This window comes from Winogradskyella sp. PC-19 (assembly GCF_002163855.1).
Taxonomy (GTDB): domain Bacteria; phylum Bacteroidota; class Bacteroidia; order Flavobacteriales; family Flavobacteriaceae; genus Winogradskyella.
In genome coordinates, this window is the sequence record NZ_CP019332.1 from 310,368 (window position 1) to 327,339 (window position 16,972).

Consider the following 16,972-nt stretch of genomic DNA (forward strand, 5'->3'; position numbering starts at 1 on the left):
GCATAGTGCTATAATTAAAAGGTGATTAGATTGTGCTAAACTTGTAAATGAAGTACATAAAAAAATAAAAAAGAAAGCAAATATAGGTAGCTTCCTTCTGCCAACGCTCAATACTGTAAAGGTCAAGCCCTACGGGTTTTGAATAAAACTTTTTTAAGTAGCTATCGTAAAAGGTTTCAAGATTTTAGAGTAAAAAACTTTTACCCAAAAACCTTGACAGCATCATCCACGCTACCTTTAACATTGGCTGTCTTTTTTCTTTTCTTCAAAAAAATTATGGCAAAAGAAAAAGCCCTACAATAAAAATTATAGGACTCTTGCAGCTTCAAAGGTCAGAATGAAACTATGCTACTTCAACGATATTTAAAACGTTATATGCGCCATTTTTAAGCGGATACTGAACACCGTTAATCTCTTGGAAGAACTCTACTAATAAAACGAATATATCGTTTCCTGTACCTGTTGGCACACCTGCTGGAGTTAGTGTTTGCGTTGCAGACGTTGAATCAATCGGAATATTTACAGTAGGACTGTATTCGATTGCGTTATCTGTAGTATCAAAGTCAACTTTTAGAAATGCTGAACTTAAACTTACGTGTGTTGCGCCACTTGGATATGCAATATCATTTGTAGGTGTTAAATTTGGGATAGTAATTTCACCTGTCGCACCATCTACAGTAAACGGAGCGAATAAAACAGCACTTAAAATGGCTCTATTGTTGAAATCCAAGCCTTTTAATGTGGCTTTACCTTCTGGTGTTGCTAATCCTGTAGCTACATTTCTTTGTCCTCTTACAGAGGTTGTATCAAAGTTTTTAATTTGTGTCATTTTTTGAGTAACACGACTTGAAACTCGATTGTCTTTTGCTCTAATCATTAAGTTTCTAACTGATGTTCTCAATAACTTACCAGATGATGCAGAACTTCCAAATTCTGAACCGTTTTCACGAGTACGTTCAAACGCTGGGTCATTTTGAATACGCTCTTTAGAAACACCGCCTTTAGTTTTTACTAAATAACCCTCTTTTGCTTTGTAAAAAGTTAGATTGTCTAACGTTCCTTCTAACTTAATAATACCTTTCAATTTTGCCATAACTAATACATTTTTTGATGATGAATATCAAATATACGAGCTATTGACTGTCAATGTATTAGAGTGCTTCCGTACTGTTTATAAGTTGCCAAAACTTCCGATTTAGTTAGTTTTTTCAATGGGATATTAGTCGTATATTGTATATAAGTGCTTTATAGCTACGGTATAGATAAAGTATAGTTAGAGTATTAATTTTAAATTTAAAGTAAATGAGTAGAATCTGTATTTACCCTAAAGACGTACAGGTAGTAACAGGAAAGAGTGAGCGTTATGGCAGAACAATAATCAAAGCGATTAAAGAACGCCTTAACAAAGAAGCTCATCAGTTAGTTACTATCGATGAATTTTGCGACTTTATGGGCTTTGAAATCAGTAAAGTACAAGGATTAATCAAGTAAATTCCTTATCTTTACTACAAGGTATAAAGGTGACCTATTAGGTGACCCAACAATGGTACAGGACTGAAACAGTAATAAATAAAGGCACTACGAAAGAGGTTCACTTACCTCTTTCTCCGCTTTTAAAACCGTAATTTTATTACGGTTTTTTTATGTTCTTTTCTTAAAAATTCCAAACAGCTCTTTCTCAGTTCTTTCTGGTATAGAATTATAACAATTTTCAAATGAAACTGTCTTAAAATAAGAGTTTAAATAACTTTGGTATAATTCTTTATTACCACCAAAAGGTCTTTTTTCAATATCATTTGTTAATGGAAAATTAAACCATAAACCAACTAATCTACCTTTTGGTTTTAATAATTGTGCCATTTTAGTAGCGTAAGAAGTTCTGTTTTTATTAGTAGGAATGAAAGAGCAGAAAAAAGTTTGTTCTATAACTAGATCGTAAGTTCCAGAATGATTAAAAAAATCTTCATGTAGAATTTGAGTTTTAGGAAAATTAGGATTCCGTTTTCTGAAAGCAATCAATGGTTTTTCAGAAATATCTAATACAAATACATTTTTAAAACCCATATTGTAAATATATTCTGCCTCATAAGCGTTTCCTGCACCTGGAATTAATACTTTGATATCTTTATTTTCAAGCTGGTCTATGTAGTTTTTGATAGGTGTTGACGGATAGCCGATATCCCAACCTGTATTTTGTTCAGTATAACGATTTGTCCAATATTTTTGTTCTTTTAAATTCATACTTAAATATAACATAATCTTGTAGTTTTATTGGTTTTAAGTAATACAACATTCCGTATTTTTGCAAAAAAAAGTATGAACATTATCGAGCAATTACAATGGCGTTACGCTACCAAAAAGTTTGACGATTCGCACGTACTATCTATTAATCAATTAACAACATTAAAAGAAGCCTTTAATCTTACTGCATTATCTTATGGATTACAGACTTTAAAGCTAGTTATTATAGAAGATAAAGAAAAGCGAGAAGCATTGGTAGCTCATTCTTACGGTCAACGCCAAGTCGTTGATGCATCACATTTATTGGTATTATGTATACAAGATGAAATTGACGAAACTGATATAAATAAACATTTTGAAAAAATAGGCGAAATTAGAAAAACACCAGAGGATGTACTCCAACCTTTTAAAAATCAGCTAAAAGCTACTATAGGTGGTATGTCATCATCTAAAAAATCTGACTGGGCAACACGACAAGCATATATCGCTTTAGGTAATCTTATGACTATTTGTGCTATCGAAAAAATAGATAGTTGTCCAATGGAAGGATTTAATCCAGAAGCTTTTGATAAAGCTCTAGAGCTTGAAAGTAAAGGCCTAAAGTCAGTATTACTTCTTCCTGTAGGTAGACGTGCTGATGACGATATGTTTGCAGAGTTCAAAAAAGTAAGAAAGCCACTTAAAGAAACTATAATCGAAATGTAGTATCTGCTTTTATAAAGCACACAAAGTATTATATTTGTTTAGTAAATTTTTGATATGAAAAAATACATTCTAATAGCATTTTTATCCTTTTTCACGGTGGACAGCTACGCACAAGACATAAAATGGGAAAAAGATTATCCCAAAGCTTTAAGACTAGCCGAGCAGTCCAATGCGTTATTATTAATTTATTTTACGGATGGAAGTCAGCCATCAATTGAAAAAAATATTGAGCTTAATATTTTAAAGTCGAAGAATTTTAAAAATACAATCAAGAAATCGATTATTATTTTGCATATTGATGAATCCTTAGATTCAAGAAATAAGGATTATAATAGAAGAGTTTTATCTGCATACAATCCTTACAAAAAATTCCCATCGGTCAGAGCTATCCTGCCTAAGTCTCGTAAGGCAACATCATTATTAACTAAATTTGATGATAAAGATGTTGAAAATTTTATTTCCGAATTAAATTCTTTAAAAAAATAGCATGCCAGGATTCGAGCTTTTCGGCGATGCCGAACGTGATAGTGTAAAAGATGTTTTAGACAATGGTGTTTTAATGCGTTATGGTTTTGATGGCATGCGAAACGGACATTGGAAAGCTAGAGATTTAGAGTCCGAACTTCAAAAAACATTCAATACTAACCACGTACAATTAGTCTCTAGTGGTACAGCTGCAGTTTCTGTTGCTCTAGCCTCTGCAGGTATCGGAGCAGGTGATGAGGTAATAATGCCCACATTTACATTTGTAGCAAGTTTTGAAGCTATAATGATGCTAGGTGCAATTCCTGTCTTAGTAGATATAGATAGCACATTAACACTTGACCCAGAGTCTGTTGAAGCTGCCATTACACCAAATACAAAAGCAGTGATGATTGTGCAAATGTGCGGAAGCATGGGTGATATGAATACTCTAAAATCAATTTGTGATAGACATAATTTAATTTTTGTGGAAGATGCCTGTCAAGCTATTGGAGGTAGTTATGATGGAAAACCATTAGGAAGTATAGCTGATGTTGGCTGTTTTTCTTTTGATTTCGTTAAAACAATTACTTGCGGTGAAGGTGGTGCAGTCATTACCAATAACAAAGATTATTACCTAAATGCTGACCACTATAGTGATCATGGTCATGATCATATTGGTAATGATAGAGGTGCCGAAACACACACATTTTTAGGCTATAATTTTAGAATCTCAGAATTGCATGCAGCTGTTGGATTAGCTCAAGTAAAACGTTTACCCGAGTTTTTAGCAATTCAGAAAAAACATTTTGATATAATTAGAAATGAATTAGCAACCATTCCTGAAGTAGAATTTAGAGCTGTTCCCGAAGGTGGTGTAGAAAGCTGTGCTTTTTTAAATTTCTTTTTACCTGATTTAGAGACTTCAAGAAAAGTTTCCGCAGCTTTCAAAGAAAGTGGAGTAGATGTTTGTTGGAATTATTATGATAATAATTGGCATTATGTAAGAGAATGGCATCATCTTAAAGAGGCAAAGTCGCTATATCCACTATCTCCAGAAATGAAGTCAGCTTTAAATGAATTAAAATCTAAAAATTTTTCACAATCTGACCACTTTATTGGTCGCAACATTTCGTGTCTTATTAAATTATCTTGGACGGAAGATGAGGTGAAGCAACGTGCAATTAAAATGCGAAATTGTATACTTGAGGCTTTACAGGAGTAAAATAGTTTTTTATTTTTCAAATGTATTGTTCTTGTATAGGTTGAATAATTGTTAAAGTGGCTACGTCAATTTACTTTTGATAAAAATTGCAATTAGATGAACTGTAAACTATTTTTCACAAGACTATTTTGTTTTTTTACATTATATATTACGTCTCAACAAATACCCTTAGATTTTTCATCAACTGATGATACTTTTATAGGATTTGCTGGAAGCGGTTTTTCATTTCGCACAGTATCTCCATCAACTTCTTCCAATCCTGGAGGACAATTCTTTAATGATGGCTCACAACCTTTTCAAGGCTTTTACATTGATTTAGTTCAACCAATCGTATTGGATAGTGATAATAAACTATTTTCGTTAGAGTTTTATTCCTTCGACCCTAATAATCACAACATCATACTAAAACTTGAAGATAGTAATAACACCGATGTTGAGGTTATAACTGAATTTAGTGTACCATCACCTTCAGACTGGACAACTGTAATTTTTGATTTTTCTAATGCCATTGAAACTTCAACAGGTAATCCCATAAATGCAACTGGCAGCTATAGTAGAGTTACTATTTTTATAGATGGAGGAACAAATGTTTCAGGAACTTACATTATTGATGATATAACAAATGGAGATGTCACTCCACCAGTTAATCCAAATACTATTGATATTATATATGATAATCTAGTATGGTCCGACGAGTTTGATGGATTAGTGTCTAATTCGACTAAAGAAGCAATTAATTCAATAAATTGGCATCATCAAACACAGCTTCCTTTTGGTGGTAGTTGGTATAATAACGAAGTACAACATTATACAAATAGGATTGAAAATTCTTTCGTAGAAAATGGAAATTTGAATATTTCAGCAATTTTCGAAGGAAGAATATCAGATGGCCAAGGATATACAGACCAAGGAGAAACGAAAGAGTACACATCTGCACGACTTAATTCTAAATTTGCATTTAAATACGGTAGAGTAGATGTTCGTGCAAAGTTGCCTTTTGGAGACGGAACTTGGCCAGCTATTTGGATGTTAGGAAAAAATATTAATGAAGATGGTGCATGGTGGGATTTACAAGGTTTTGGAGATACTAACTGGCCTGATTGTGGTGAAATAGATATTATGGAACATGGATTACATTCTCTTAATGAGGTTAGTGTTGCTTTACATACACCTTCAAGCTTTGGGGCAACTATAAATTCTGAAACCAAATTATTGCCAGATGTCGCTAATAACTTTCATTTGTATTCTATGAACTGGTCCCCAGACAAAATAGTTTTCTTAATTGATGACATACCTTTTTATACATATAATCCAACAATCAAAAATGCATCTACATGGCCTTTTGATGAAGAACAGTATATAATTCTAAATATTGCTATGGGAGGCGCTGGTGGACCTATAGACCCAAATTTCGCAAATAGCGAGATGGTTATTGATTATGTTAGAGTTTACCAAAGTTCTGCTCTTGATGTAGAAGAAAATGATTTAACAAATCAATTCAAGATTTATCCAAATCCATCTAATGCTATTATTTTTGTTGATAGCCAACTATCAATTGATAGTTTAAAACTCTACAATGCTTTAGGACAGATGGTAATTGAAAAATTTGGAGAAAAGCGTATAAATGTATCTAATTTACCCCAAGGTATTTATGTTCTTAAAATTATATCAGAAAATGCTACTATAACAAAACGAGTTGTAGTAAATTAGTAATTTACGTAGTCGATAATCTCTAAACCATACCCAATCATTCCTACTCGTTTAGTTTGTTTGCTGTTAGAAATCAATTGTATTTTACTGATATTCAAATCATGTAAAATCTGCGCACCAATTCCAAAATCCTTGTTGTCCATAGCTATACTTGGTGCTTTGGTAATTTCTCCTGTTTTTTGATTGTCTTTTAATACAGAAAGTCTATTCAATAAATTCATAGACTGGTTTTGTTGATTAATAAAAACAATAGCTCCTTTTTTGGCTTGGTTAACTACATTAAACATACCGTCTAACTTCTGGTCAGCGTTATTAGTCAGCGTCCCTAAAATATCATTATTTACCAATGTTGAATTGATTCGGGTTAAAACCTCGTCACCTGAGTTCCAACTACCTTTTGTAAGTGCAATATGTATTTGATTATTAGTCGTCTGCTCATATGCACGAAGTCTAAAAGTGCCAAAGCGTGTTTCTATATCAAAATCTTCTTTCTTTTCGATTAAAGAGTCATGCTCCATGCGGTAAGCGACTAAGTCTTCAATCGAAACAATTTTTAAATCAAATTTTTCTGCGACAGTAGCAAGTTGAGGTAAACGAGCCATTGTTCCATCTTCGTTCATGATTTCTACAATACAACCTGCAGGTTCAAAACCAGCTAATCGAGCAAAATCAATAGCAGCTTCTGTATGTCCAGTGCGTCTTAAAACACCACCTTCTTTTGCGACAAGAGGAAAGATATGTCCTGGTCTTGCTAAATCAAAAGGTTTGGTACTTTTATCAACTAGAGCTTTTACTGTTTTAGAGCGATCACTTGCAGAAATACCTGTAGTCACACCATTACCTCTAAGATCTACAGATACAGTAAAGGCAGTTTCCATTGGATCGGTGTTATTGCGTACCATCATGTTTAGGTCTAACTCTTTACATCTTTGCTCTGTAAGTGGCGTGCATATTAGACCGCGGCCGTGAGTAGCCATGAAGTTAATCATCTCTGGCGTTACAGTTTCTGCTGCAGCTAAAAAATCTCCTTCATTTTCTCTATTTTCATCATCTACAACAATGATAACTTTTCCTTTTCGGATATCTTCAATAGCTTCTTCAATGGTATTTAGGACGACTTTTGTGCTCACAGTTTCTGTAATCATGATTAAAATTTTAATTCTGCAAAGATACGCTTATTTTATTTCCTTAAGGCAACTCAAGTGGAAGTCTTCTTTGACTCTAGACTTTAGTATAAAATGCTTTACAGGATAAAAAGGTAGGCTTAATATCAAAAGTATTGGGTTTACTCTTTTCTTGATTTGCCCTATAGACTTATAAAATTTCGAATAATAAATTGAGGACACTATAACATAAAGACCAAAAATTCCTAATGAAATAAAACTCAGTGTTTTTACAATTTCTGATAACTCAGGAAGTTTATTGTTCTTAAATACAAAGTGCAGTACTAAAAATATAGCTCCCAAACTAAAGGTTACTAGGCTTGTTGTAGAGTAGTCTATATAATCTTTTAATTCTGATTTTGCAGTTTTAATCTTATTTGGAACTATTAACGAATTATCCTCTAGTTCATCTATTGTAATTTTTCTGTCAAATAAATGCTGAAGCGCAATTTGTTTTGGCTTTTTATCTAAGTCATATTCATTTTGATTTTTAACAATAATAATTAGTTCTTCAACTGAATGTTTATTGTAATAACTGTAAGATTGGATATTTTTAATATCATTCAACTCTGACTTAGACTTGAAAGCAAATAACTTTTTAATAGGAACTGTTATAAAATCGAGATTTATCAATCCTCGATCATTTGTAGCTCTGTGTGTTAAATAGATACTTAAGGGCAACATTATTAAAGTCGATAACCATGTGCCAAGTGCAGGGTCAATCGCATCACTTTTGGCATTATTTTTAATAAATATCCCTATAAAATGATAGCTTAAAAATAATAATATAGCAATTACCATTGGTAATCCAATACCGCCTTTTCTTATTAATGCGCCTAATGGTGCACCAACAAAAAAGAGAATAATACAAGCAAAACCTAGGGCATATTTTTCATGCAATGAAATGATGTATTTATTGCGTTCTGTTGTTCTAGCTTTATATGTATTTTGATTGGTTTGAAGTATTTGAGAAGTAGTCGTGGCTGTTCGAAAAGCTAAATCAAGTATTTGAACTTTTGTTTTTGTATTAAATAAGTCAAGGATGTCAGTATCGTAAATACTATCGTTTTTTGATTCGATACTTGTTGCTAGGCTCGCATACGTACTTCTGTTGTACAAGCTGGTAGATAATTCCTTATAATCTTCTTTTCTTTCGTTGTATAAGGTGTCAATTTTTTTAGTCAATTCCCCAACACTAAGCATTGTGTATCTGTCGTCACTACTTTTTTCATCCATGTCTACATTACCTAAGTTTCCAAGGTCAATGTTTATAGTGTATGTTTTAAATTGACTTTGCGCATGAGGTTTTCGCTTAATAAATTCCCTAGTATCTCTTGTGATTAATTCATCATAAAAATTACCATTTGTAAGCTCTAATTTCAGAATATTAGAATCCTCAGCACTTTTAAGTTCTCCTTTTTCTGCTATAATTGTGGTATAATTTCCGCGCTTAAAAGATTTCTTTTGGTGTATAATAACTTTGTCTAAAAACTGTCCACGTTCACCGCTTTTATTTTCAACTCTAATATTAATGTTGCCAATTTCATTAAACTGACCTTCGGCAATAGCAAGTGCAGGTTTTACTTTTGCAATATTTCGTCTTAGGTTATAAAAATTATATTCACCCCAAGGAATAACGTTATTAGCAAATAAAAAACAGCCAAAACCCAACGCTACTATAAATACCGAAAGACTTCGCATTGCACGTTGTAGAGAAATACCTGTGGATTTCATTGCAGCAAACTCATAGTTTTCAGCAAAATTACCAAAAACCATTATTGAGGCTAATAAGACTGTAAGCGGAACAACTAATGGAATAAGCTTGGGTGAGTAATAAAAAATAAACTTTAGCGTAGTAACAATATCTAAATCCTTACCAGCTAGTTCAGAGATGTAAAGCCATAGACCTTGTAAAACAAAAATGAACATAAATATTATAAATATGCTCACAAATGTATTTAGGTAGGTTTTTAGTATGTACCTGTCTAAAATTTTCAAGTTTAATCTATTTTATTGATGTAATAATCTGAATATTTATTTTCATCAAAAGTAAATAGAGTTTTTGGGATAGCTTGGTTGGTTTTAAAAGAATTAACGGTTAAAATTGTTTTCGTTCCATTTTTCCCAACTTCAATTAAGTTATATATGTGTTTTGTTGTGGCATCAATCCCTAAAAGCACATGTTTAATATCCGAATTGCTATCTATTGGAGTAAGCTTAACATACTGAATTTTTCTACCTTTTACATTTTGAACAATATCCATTTTGTAATTGTAACCATCTTCGTAAAAGGATAGCATTTTACTAGGTGTAATTGTACCTTCATCTTCTGTATTTTCAGAAGAAATGGTAACTTCTTCGTCCTCAGGGCTAATATTGTAAAGTGTTTTGCCATCGTAGATACGAGTAACGCCTAATACATTTAAAACATATTTGTTACCTTGAATAGTAACATCGCCCTTAGTTTCTTGAGTTATATTTTCGCTGACATTATTTAACTCATATTTAAAATCTACACTAATATTTTCGTAAGCTTTTACTTTTTTACTTACGTCATTCAAAAGCGTTTCTGCTTTGTCTTGTGCAAAAACACTACTTGTAATAATCAGGGCAAAAAGAATACTTAATTTTTTCATTTTATGTTTTTATTAAATGCCGTTCTGGCTTTCGTTATCTAATAATTGTTGTAATGCTACCAAATCTGGAACCAAAACCTGTCTGGCTTTACTACCTTCAAAACCACCAACGATTCCTGCTGCTTCTAACTGGTCAATAATTCTACCAGCGCGATTATAACCTAACTTTAACTTTCGTTGCAGTAATGAAGCAGAACCTTGTTGTGCCGTTACAATAATTTCAGCAGCATCTCTAAACAATTTATCTCTGTCTGCTATGTCTATATCAAGATTTGTGCCACCTTCTTCACCAACATATTCCGGCAGTAAATATGCATCTGGATACGCTTTTTGAGAACCTATAAATTCTGTAATACGTTCCACTTCAGGTGTATCTACAAATGCACATTGAATTCTAATTAAATCATTGCCTTGTGTATATAGCATATCACCACGTCCAATCAATTGATCAGCACCAGCACCATCTAAAATCGTACGTGAGTCTATTTTTGATGTTACTCTAAATGCTATTCTAGCTGGGAAATTTGCTTTTATAATACCTGTAATTACATTTACAGATGGACGCTGCGTTGCAATTATTAAGTGAATACCGATAGCACGAGCCAGTTGCGCTAGTCTAGCTATTGGTGTTTCTACTTCTTTACCAGCTGTCATTATAAGATCTGCAAACTCATCAACTACCAAAACAATGTAAGGTAAAAACTGATGCCCATCATTTGGATTAAGTTTACGAGCCTTAAACTTTTTATTGTACTCTGCTATATTTCTACAAAATGCATTTTTAAGCAAATCATAACGGTTATCCATTTCTATACAAAGAGAATTCAGTGTATTAATAACCTTGGTATTGTCTGTAATTATAGCATCTTCACTATCAGGAAGTTTTGCTAAATAATGACGTTCAATTTTATTAAATAATGTCAGCTCAACTTTTTTCGGATCTACTAAAACAAATTTAACTTCAGCTGGATGTTTTTTGTATAATAGTGATGTCAAAACAGCATTTAAGCCAACAGACTTACCTTGTCCAGTTGCACCTGCCATTAATAAATGAGGCATTTTAGCTAGGTCTACAACAAGTGTTTCGTTACTGATGGTTTTTCCTAAAGCAATTGGTAATTGCATTTTAGAGGTTTGAAATTTTTGAGAAGCAATAGCCGAGTGCATTGATACGATTGTTGCTTTTTTATTAGGTACCTCTATACCAATAGTACCTTTACCTGGAATAGGAGCAATGATACGAATGCCTAATGCAGCAAGTGATAATGCGATATCATCTTCTAGATTTTTTATTTTTGAAATTCGAATACCAGCTTCTGGAACAATTTCGTAAAGAGTAACTGTAGGACCAATAGTTGCCGAAATACTTGTAATACCTATTTTGTAATTACTTAAAGTTTCAACGATACGATTTTTATTCTCTTCAAGTTCGTCTTGATCTATTGAGATGCCTTCGTTATCGTATTTTTTGAGTAAGTCTAAAGGTGGAAATTGAAAATTGCTCAACTCTAAAGTTGGGTCAAATTGTCCAAAGTCTTCAACAAGTTTATCAGCAAGATTATCAGTTTCTGACTTCTCTTCTTTAGCTATCTCTACTTGCATTTCTACTTCTGGTTCAGGCTCTTTAATGATAACTTCCATTTCTTTTGGAGGTTCTACATTAAGCTTTTCAGATGTTTTACTTTCAATCTTTGAATGTTTTGAAATCGTAGGTTCTAGATTGTCTAGTGGAATTTCGAATGCCGATTTTATAGATTCTGCTTCTTCAGACAAACTATTATCTACAGAGACGACCTCTTTTTCAGAACCTTCAGTTGAAGTGGCGTTAAAATCGGCTTCAATATCTTTTTTAGCACTTTTAAAAAAGCTCACAAAACTATCACCAGTAAGATTAAAACGAATCGCTAAGTATACAATAAGACCAAAAGCGAGTAGGAGAGCAGTACCAATTTTGCCAATGTAGTCTTGGAAAAAATGATTCATTTCGTAACCAATGACTCCACCTAATATATCAAACTTATGTGTGAAAAAACCAAAGAAGATTGAGAGCCAAATAACAATTAACGTTCCCCAAATCCAATGTTTTCGGAGTTTAGATAGTTTTAAATTTAAGGTCACATAAACTCCTGAAAGAAATAATAACCCTGAAAATATAAACGATGGTAAACCAAAACCTTTGGTAATAAACCACTCACTAAGCTTTGCACCAAATTGACTAGCCCAATTTTTAGCTTCGACTTGTCGTGATGGAAATTCTGATAATAGACTTTGGTCTTCTTTACCTGTAAATAAAAACGAGACAAATGAAATAAAAAGAAGTACACCTAAAATAATAAGTAAACTACCAACAATAAGTTTCTGTTGATTTGATAGTTTAAAAGAGATAGGCTTGCGCTTAGCTTTAGATTTTGTAGTCGTCTTTTTCTTGGTTGTTCTTTTTGCCATTTAGTCCTTGCAAGTATGATTGATGCTCGTATTTCAAAAATACAAATAAGTAACGTTTATCCTAATGGTTTTGGTATTTATACCAAGGTGTTATTAACAATTAGTTACCCAAAAATCTTTGGAATATAAATAATGCCAGCAGCAGTAATGGCAGCAATTGATGCAATAAGGACAGCACCAGCGCCAATGTCTTTAATCAAACCAATTTTTGGATGATGTTCTGGATGAATAAAATCTGCCATATATTCGATAGCTGTGTTTGCACCTTCTACACTCATGACCATGGCAATCATGATGAGTTGTATAAGCCATTCAGTAGTAGAAATATTAAAATAAATACCAGCAATAGTTACTATTGTAGCTATTATAAGCTGAAGTTTTATACTGTTTTCAGTTTTCACCAACACCATCAATCCCTTAAAAGCGTAACCTACACTTTTAAGACGATTGATGGCAAATGATTCTTTATTTCGGTTTGGCATATTTTAGTTTAAAGCATTTAGTGCTGCTTCATAGTTAGGCTCTTCGCCAGTTTCAGAAACTTGTTCAGTGTGTAATATCGTACCATCAGTATCTAATACTACAACACTTCTTGAGTGTAAGGTTTCAAAAGCACTGTCTTTGAAAGTAACACCGTAAGTATTACCAAATTCACCTGATTTGTAATCCGAAAGACTTTCTACATTATTTAAACCTTCTGCACCACAAAAACGCGCCATTGCAAAGGGTAAATCTTTAGAAATACAAAGTACTTTTGTGTTTTCTAAGCTACTTGCTTTTTGATTAAATGTTCTGATAGATTGTGCACAAACGCCAGTATCTACACTCGGAAAAATATTTAATACCAATCGAGAACCACTATAATCCACTAAAGATTTGTCTGATAATTCTGTAGTTGTTAATTTAAAATCAGGAGCTTTTGTACCTACTTCTGGTAAGCTTCCTACTGTTGTAGCGGCATTTCCGCCTAATGTTATATTTGCCATTATCTTATTTTTTATTTCTGTTAAAAGTAAAAAATATAGATACGTTAAGTGTGAATAAAATGATAAATAATTAGGATTTAGAAAGTTCCCACAAAGCCAATTTGGTTTGTTGAGAAACGTAAATTCCAAGAAATAGTTTTTTCTTTTTGAGGATAATCGTAAGCTTTGCTCTCAAAGAGAAATTTATCAATGGCATCAACAACTATAATACTCAAAGCTGTACTAAAAAAAATATCTGTAAAGTAATGCGCGTCGTCAATTAATCGCGAGATTGGAGGTATAGCTCCAATTGAATAAATACCAACTTTTATCCATGGATTTTCAAATTGCTTTGCAATTGAATGTGCCATAGTCATTGATAAAATAGTATGACCAGACGGAAATGAACTATAGCCAACATCATTTTGAAATGGTTTAAAAGTATAAGGTCCTTCATCTCTTCCGGGTCTTGCTCTACCAACTGCATTTTTTGTAAAACTTTGAATTAAGCCAGTAGTAATTGAAGCAGAAATTATGAGAACACTAGTTTTTCGTACTTTTTCATTTTTAGTAAAAAGCCCAAAACCATATAAACCGGCATTTGCTATGAAGTAGTTTTGTGGACTTCCAAAATACCATCCAAAATCTCTTACAACTTTTGGGAAATTTGGTTGGTTTTGAGAAAACTCTCTAACAGACCTGTCGGATAGGCTAAGTAGAGTTGTACTACCTACAAGAATTCCAAATTTTTTAAAGTCATCACCTTTCCAATGCAAGGGTCTTGTAAATGCATGGCCAACACTCTTTACGGTGTTATTCGCGTCATACTTTACCATCTGCCAGACTGTTAGTGCTCTGGCACTGTCAGATTTCACTTTTATTTGTTGAGATGTTGACTTATATATCCCTAAAAAAAGAAATATGAAGCTTAAAATAAGCTTTAGTTTCATGTTTATCTTAATTCTGCTCCTAACTTAGTCTCAAAATTAGTCTGAAGCTTACTCATTATTTTATCAATCTGCTTATCAGTTAGTGTTTTGTTTTCATCTTGAATCGTAAAACTTACGGCATAACTCTTTTTGCCTGCAGGCAAGTTTTTACCTTCATAAACATCAAAAAGGTTAATATTTTTGAGTAATTGTTTTTCTGTTTGCTTAGAGATAGTAAAGATATCTTCAAAGCTTACTGAGTTATCAATTAATAAAGCAAAATCACGTCTAACCTCGGGATATTTTGGGATGGCTTTGAATTTTATTGAATTGTGTTTTGCCATTTCTAAAACATTGTCCCAATTAAAATCAGCAAATAAAACATTTTGAGATATTCCAAAATGTTTAAGAACAGATTTTTTAACCAATCCAAAATCTACCATTTTTAATTTTCCAACAGACAAACTCATACCTTCACTAAATAGGTCTGATTTTATAGGAGAAGATTTTAAACGATTCAATCCTAAACGTTGCAAAATAGTTTCGACAGTACCTTTTAAGTAAAAGAAATCACTCGGAGATAATTGAGCTTTTGGGTCCCAATATTCATCTGATTTATTTCCTGTTACAAATAGGGATAAGTGTTTGTACTCTTCGCGTTGCTCTGAATATTGGTGGTATGTTTTACCAAATTCAAATAATTTTAAATCGCTTCGTTTTCTATTTATGTTGTATGCAACGGCTTCTAAACCAGAAAATAATAAAGATTGTCGCATAACACCCAAATCACTACTAAGAGGATTAAGCATCTCGACATTATGGTCAGCATTTAATTGCTCACTTAACGTCATATATTTTGGAGTGGTTAGCGAATTGGCCATAATCTCAAAAAATCCTTGAGACGCTAATTGATTGCCTATAATATTCTGAAGCTTATAGTCTTCAAATCTTGAAGAATTAGAAATCGAAGCATTTAATTTTTCAGTCGTACCTACATTATTATAACCGTAAACACGTAGAATTTCTTCAATAATATCTGCTTCTCGCTGAACATCATTACGATACGCTGGTACCGTAAGTCCTAATCCTGTTTCTGTAACATTATTAACTTTAATCTCTAACGAAGTCAGAATACTCTTTATAGTTTCACGAGGAATTTCTTCTCCAATTAATTTTTTAGCGTTATCAAAACTTAAGCGTACTTCAAAATCATTGATTTTATTGACATAAGTATCAGAGATATCGCTAGAGATTTCTCCGCCAGCAATTTCGACAATCATTAATGCAGCACGTTTTAATGCATATTCTGTATTATTTGGATCAATGCCACGTTCAAAACGAAAAGATGCATCAGTATTTAACGCATGACGTTTTGCAGTTTTACGAACACTTACAGGATTAAAATAGGCACTTTCTAAAAAGATATTTGTTGTGTTTTCTGTAACTCCAGAATTTATACCTCCAAAAACACCAGCAATACATAATGGTTTTTCGGCATCACAAATCATTAAATCATCTTCATGAAGATCGCGCTCGACCTCATCTAAGGTTGTAAATTTTGTACCTGCAGTACATGTTTTGACTTCAATTTTGTTACCAGCAATTTTATTAGCATCAAAAGCATGAAGTGGTTGTCCAAGTTCATGCAGGACATAGTTAGTAATGTCTACGATATTATTGATAGGCGCTAAGCCGATAGATTTTAAGCGATGCTGTAACCAACTCGGAGAATCTTCAACTTTTAAACCAGAAATTGTAACACCACAATAACGCGGTGCTTTTTCCTTGTCTTGTACGTCGACATCTATTTTTAAAGAGCGTGCATCGACATGGTATGAACTTACGGATGGTGTAATTAACTCTAACTGAACATCTTTTTGTAATAAACCGGCTTTTAGGTCACGAGCAACACCATGATGACTCATAGCATCTGCACGGTTTGGCGTTAGTCCAATTTCAAAAACACTATCGTTTTCGATTTCAAAAACTTCTGAAGCAAGAGTACCAACTTTTAGGTCAGTATCTAATACCATGATACCGTCATGAGATTCGCCAAGACCAAGTTCGTCTTCAGCGCAAATCATTCCGTGACTTTCTTCGCCTCTAATCTTACCTTTTTTGATTTTCCAAGCTTCACCTTCTGCGGTATATAAAGTAGTACCGATAGTTGCAACTGGTACTTTTTGTCCAGCAGCTACATTAGGTGCGCCACAAACAATTTGTACAGGCGCATCAGCACCTATATCTACAGTTGTTACTTTTAATCGGTCAGCATTTGGATGTTGTTCGCAAGTCAAAACTTCGCCAATAACAATACCTTTTAGGCCACCTTTTACAGACTCGTAAGTCTCAATACCTTCAATCTCTAAACCTAGGTCTGTGAGTAATTCGCCAGTTTTTTCAGCGTTCCAATCTATTTTTATAAACTGTTTTAACCAGTTGTATGAAATTTTCATATAATCTACATCAATATAAGTTAGCAAAGATAATA

General features: G+C 33.0%; 15 protein-coding genes. 5 read left to right on the forward strand and 10 right to left on the reverse strand.

Going from position 1 to position 16,972, the window contains the following annotated elements; translation table 11 throughout:
* Positions 1-343: 343 nt before the first annotated feature.
* Entirely contained in the window at positions 344-1,093 is a 750-nt protein-coding gene (locus BTO05_RS01490; RefSeq protein ID WP_079738449.1) for a hypothetical protein, read from the reverse strand.
* Between the two features lie 209 nt (positions 1,094-1,302).
* Between BTO05_RS01490 and BTO05_RS01495 the strand changes: the two genes are divergently transcribed.
* Positions 1,303-1,491, forward strand: coding sequence for a hypothetical protein (locus tag BTO05_RS01495; protein ID WP_035325018.1), 189 nt, complete (start codon positions 1,303-1,305; stop codon positions 1,489-1,491).
* A gap of 150 nt (positions 1,492-1,641) precedes the next feature.
* On the opposite strand, the gene BTO05_RS01500 is transcribed toward BTO05_RS01495, so the two are convergent.
* A complete protein-coding gene (locus BTO05_RS01500) occupies positions 1,642-2,241 on the reverse strand; it encodes a methyltransferase domain-containing protein (RefSeq protein ID WP_087493251.1) in 600 nt (199 codons plus the stop codon).
* 75 nt (positions 2,242-2,316) lie between these two features.
* Between BTO05_RS01500 and BTO05_RS01505 the strand changes: the two genes are divergently transcribed.
* The 4 genes from BTO05_RS01505 to BTO05_RS01520 all read left to right on the forward strand — a co-directional run bounded on the left by BTO05_RS01505 (position 2,317) and on the right by BTO05_RS01520 (position 6,343).
* Positions 2,317-2,946: an NAD(P)H-dependent oxidoreductase gene (locus tag BTO05_RS01505; RefSeq protein ID WP_087490957.1), complete on the forward strand. Its 630-nt coding sequence runs from the start codon at positions 2,317-2,319 to the stop codon at positions 2,944-2,946.
* Between the two features lie 54 nt (positions 2,947-3,000).
* On the forward strand, positions 3,001-3,432 hold the full coding sequence (locus BTO05_RS01510; protein ID WP_087490958.1) for a hypothetical protein: 432 nt from the start codon (positions 3,001-3,003) through the stop codon (positions 3,430-3,432).
* A 1-nt stretch (position 3,433) separates the two neighbouring features.
* Entirely contained in the window at positions 3,434-4,633 is a 1,200-nt protein-coding gene (locus BTO05_RS01515) for a DegT/DnrJ/EryC1/StrS family aminotransferase (RefSeq protein WP_087490959.1), read from the forward strand.
* 96 nt (positions 4,634-4,729) lie between these two features.
* A complete protein-coding gene (locus tag BTO05_RS01520) occupies positions 4,730-6,343 on the forward strand; it encodes a family 16 glycosylhydrolase (RefSeq protein WP_087490960.1) in 1,614 nt (537 codons plus the stop codon).
* Here the strand turns inward: BTO05_RS01520 and ribB are convergent.
* The 8 genes from ribB to pheT form a co-directional block, all read right to left on the reverse strand.
* Positions 6,340-7,488 carry a 3,4-dihydroxy-2-butanone-4-phosphate synthase gene (gene ribB / locus BTO05_RS01525; RefSeq protein WP_087490961.1) on the reverse strand — a complete coding sequence of 383 codons (1,149 nt, stop codon included), beginning with the start codon at positions 7,486-7,488 and terminating at the stop codon, positions 6,340-6,342. The two genes, BTO05_RS01520 and ribB, sit on opposite strands and share 4 nt — an antisense overlap.
* A gap of 30 nt (positions 7,489-7,518) precedes the next feature.
* Positions 7,519-9,504, reverse strand: coding sequence for an LptF/LptG family permease (locus tag BTO05_RS01530; RefSeq protein WP_087490962.1), 1,986 nt, complete (start codon positions 9,502-9,504; stop codon positions 7,519-7,521).
* Positions 9,505-9,506: 2 nt separating this feature from the next.
* On the reverse strand, positions 9,507-10,142 hold the full coding sequence (locus BTO05_RS01535) for a LolA family protein (RefSeq protein WP_087490963.1): 636 nt from the start codon (positions 10,140-10,142) through the stop codon (positions 9,507-9,509).
* 12 nt (positions 10,143-10,154) lie between these two features.
* Positions 10,155-12,587 carry an FtsK/SpoIIIE family DNA translocase gene (locus tag BTO05_RS01540; protein ID WP_087490964.1) on the reverse strand — a complete coding sequence of 811 codons (2,433 nt, stop codon included), beginning with the start codon at positions 12,585-12,587 and terminating at the stop codon, positions 10,155-10,157.
* A gap of 104 nt (positions 12,588-12,691) precedes the next feature.
* Positions 12,692-13,069: a diacylglycerol kinase family protein gene (locus BTO05_RS01545; protein ID WP_087490965.1), complete on the reverse strand. Its 378-nt coding sequence runs from the start codon at positions 13,067-13,069 to the stop codon at positions 12,692-12,694.
* Positions 13,070-13,072: 3 nt separating this feature from the next.
* Positions 13,073-13,573 carry a thiol peroxidase gene (gene tpx / locus BTO05_RS01550; protein ID WP_087490966.1) on the reverse strand — a complete coding sequence of 167 codons (501 nt, stop codon included), beginning with the start codon at positions 13,571-13,573 and terminating at the stop codon, positions 13,073-13,075.
* A gap of 77 nt (positions 13,574-13,650) precedes the next feature.
* Positions 13,651-14,502 (reverse strand): phosphatase PAP2 family protein, encoded by an 852-nt coding sequence (locus BTO05_RS01555; RefSeq protein WP_087490967.1) that lies wholly within the window; start codon positions 14,500-14,502, stop codon positions 13,651-13,653.
* Positions 14,503-14,504: 2 nt separating this feature from the next.
* Entirely contained in the window at positions 14,505-16,937 is a 2,433-nt protein-coding gene (gene pheT / locus BTO05_RS01560) for a phenylalanine--tRNA ligase subunit beta (protein WP_087490968.1), read from the reverse strand.
* Positions 16,938-16,972 lie beyond the last annotated feature (35 nt).

Coding starts and splice junctions, on each gene's coding strand:
- BTO05_RS01490 (WP_079738449.1), bottom strand. CDS start 1,093: ATGGCAAAATTGAAAGGTATTATTAAGTTAGAAGGAACGTTAGACAAT.
- BTO05_RS01495 (WP_035325018.1), top strand. CDS start 1,303: ATGAGTAGAATCTGTATTTACCCTAAAGACGTACAGGTAGTAACAGGA.
- BTO05_RS01500 (WP_087493251.1), bottom strand. CDS start 2,241: ATGAATTTAAAAGAACAAAAATATTGGACAAATCGTTATACTGAACAA.
- BTO05_RS01505 (WP_087490957.1), top strand. CDS start 2,317: ATGAACATTATCGAGCAATTACAATGGCGTTACGCTACCAAAAAGTTT.
- BTO05_RS01510 (WP_087490958.1), top strand. CDS start 3,001: ATGAAAAAATACATTCTAATAGCATTTTTATCCTTTTTCACGGTGGAC.
- BTO05_RS01515 (WP_087490959.1), top strand. CDS start 3,434: ATGCCAGGATTCGAGCTTTTCGGCGATGCCGAACGTGATAGTGTAAAA.
- BTO05_RS01520 (WP_087490960.1), top strand. CDS start 4,730: ATGAACTGTAAACTATTTTTCACAAGACTATTTTGTTTTTTTACATTA.
- ribB (WP_087490961.1), bottom strand. CDS start 7,488: ATGATTACAGAAACTGTGAGCACAAAAGTCGTCCTAAATACCATTGAA.
- BTO05_RS01535 (WP_087490963.1), bottom strand. CDS start 10,142: ATGAAAAAATTAAGTATTCTTTTTGCCCTGATTATTACAAGTAGTGTT.
- BTO05_RS01540 (WP_087490964.1), bottom strand. CDS start 12,587: ATGGCAAAAAGAACAACCAAGAAAAAGACGACTACAAAATCTAAAGCT.
- BTO05_RS01545 (WP_087490965.1), bottom strand. CDS start 13,069: ATGCCAAACCGAAATAAAGAATCATTTGCCATCAATCGTCTTAAAAGT.
- tpx (WP_087490966.1), bottom strand. CDS start 13,573: ATGGCAAATATAACATTAGGCGGAAATGCCGCTACAACAGTAGGAAGC.
- BTO05_RS01555 (WP_087490967.1), bottom strand. CDS start 14,502: ATGAAACTAAAGCTTATTTTAAGCTTCATATTTCTTTTTTTAGGGATA.
- pheT (WP_087490968.1), bottom strand. CDS start 16,937: ATGAAAATTTCATACAACTGGTTAAAACAGTTTATAAAAATAGATTGG.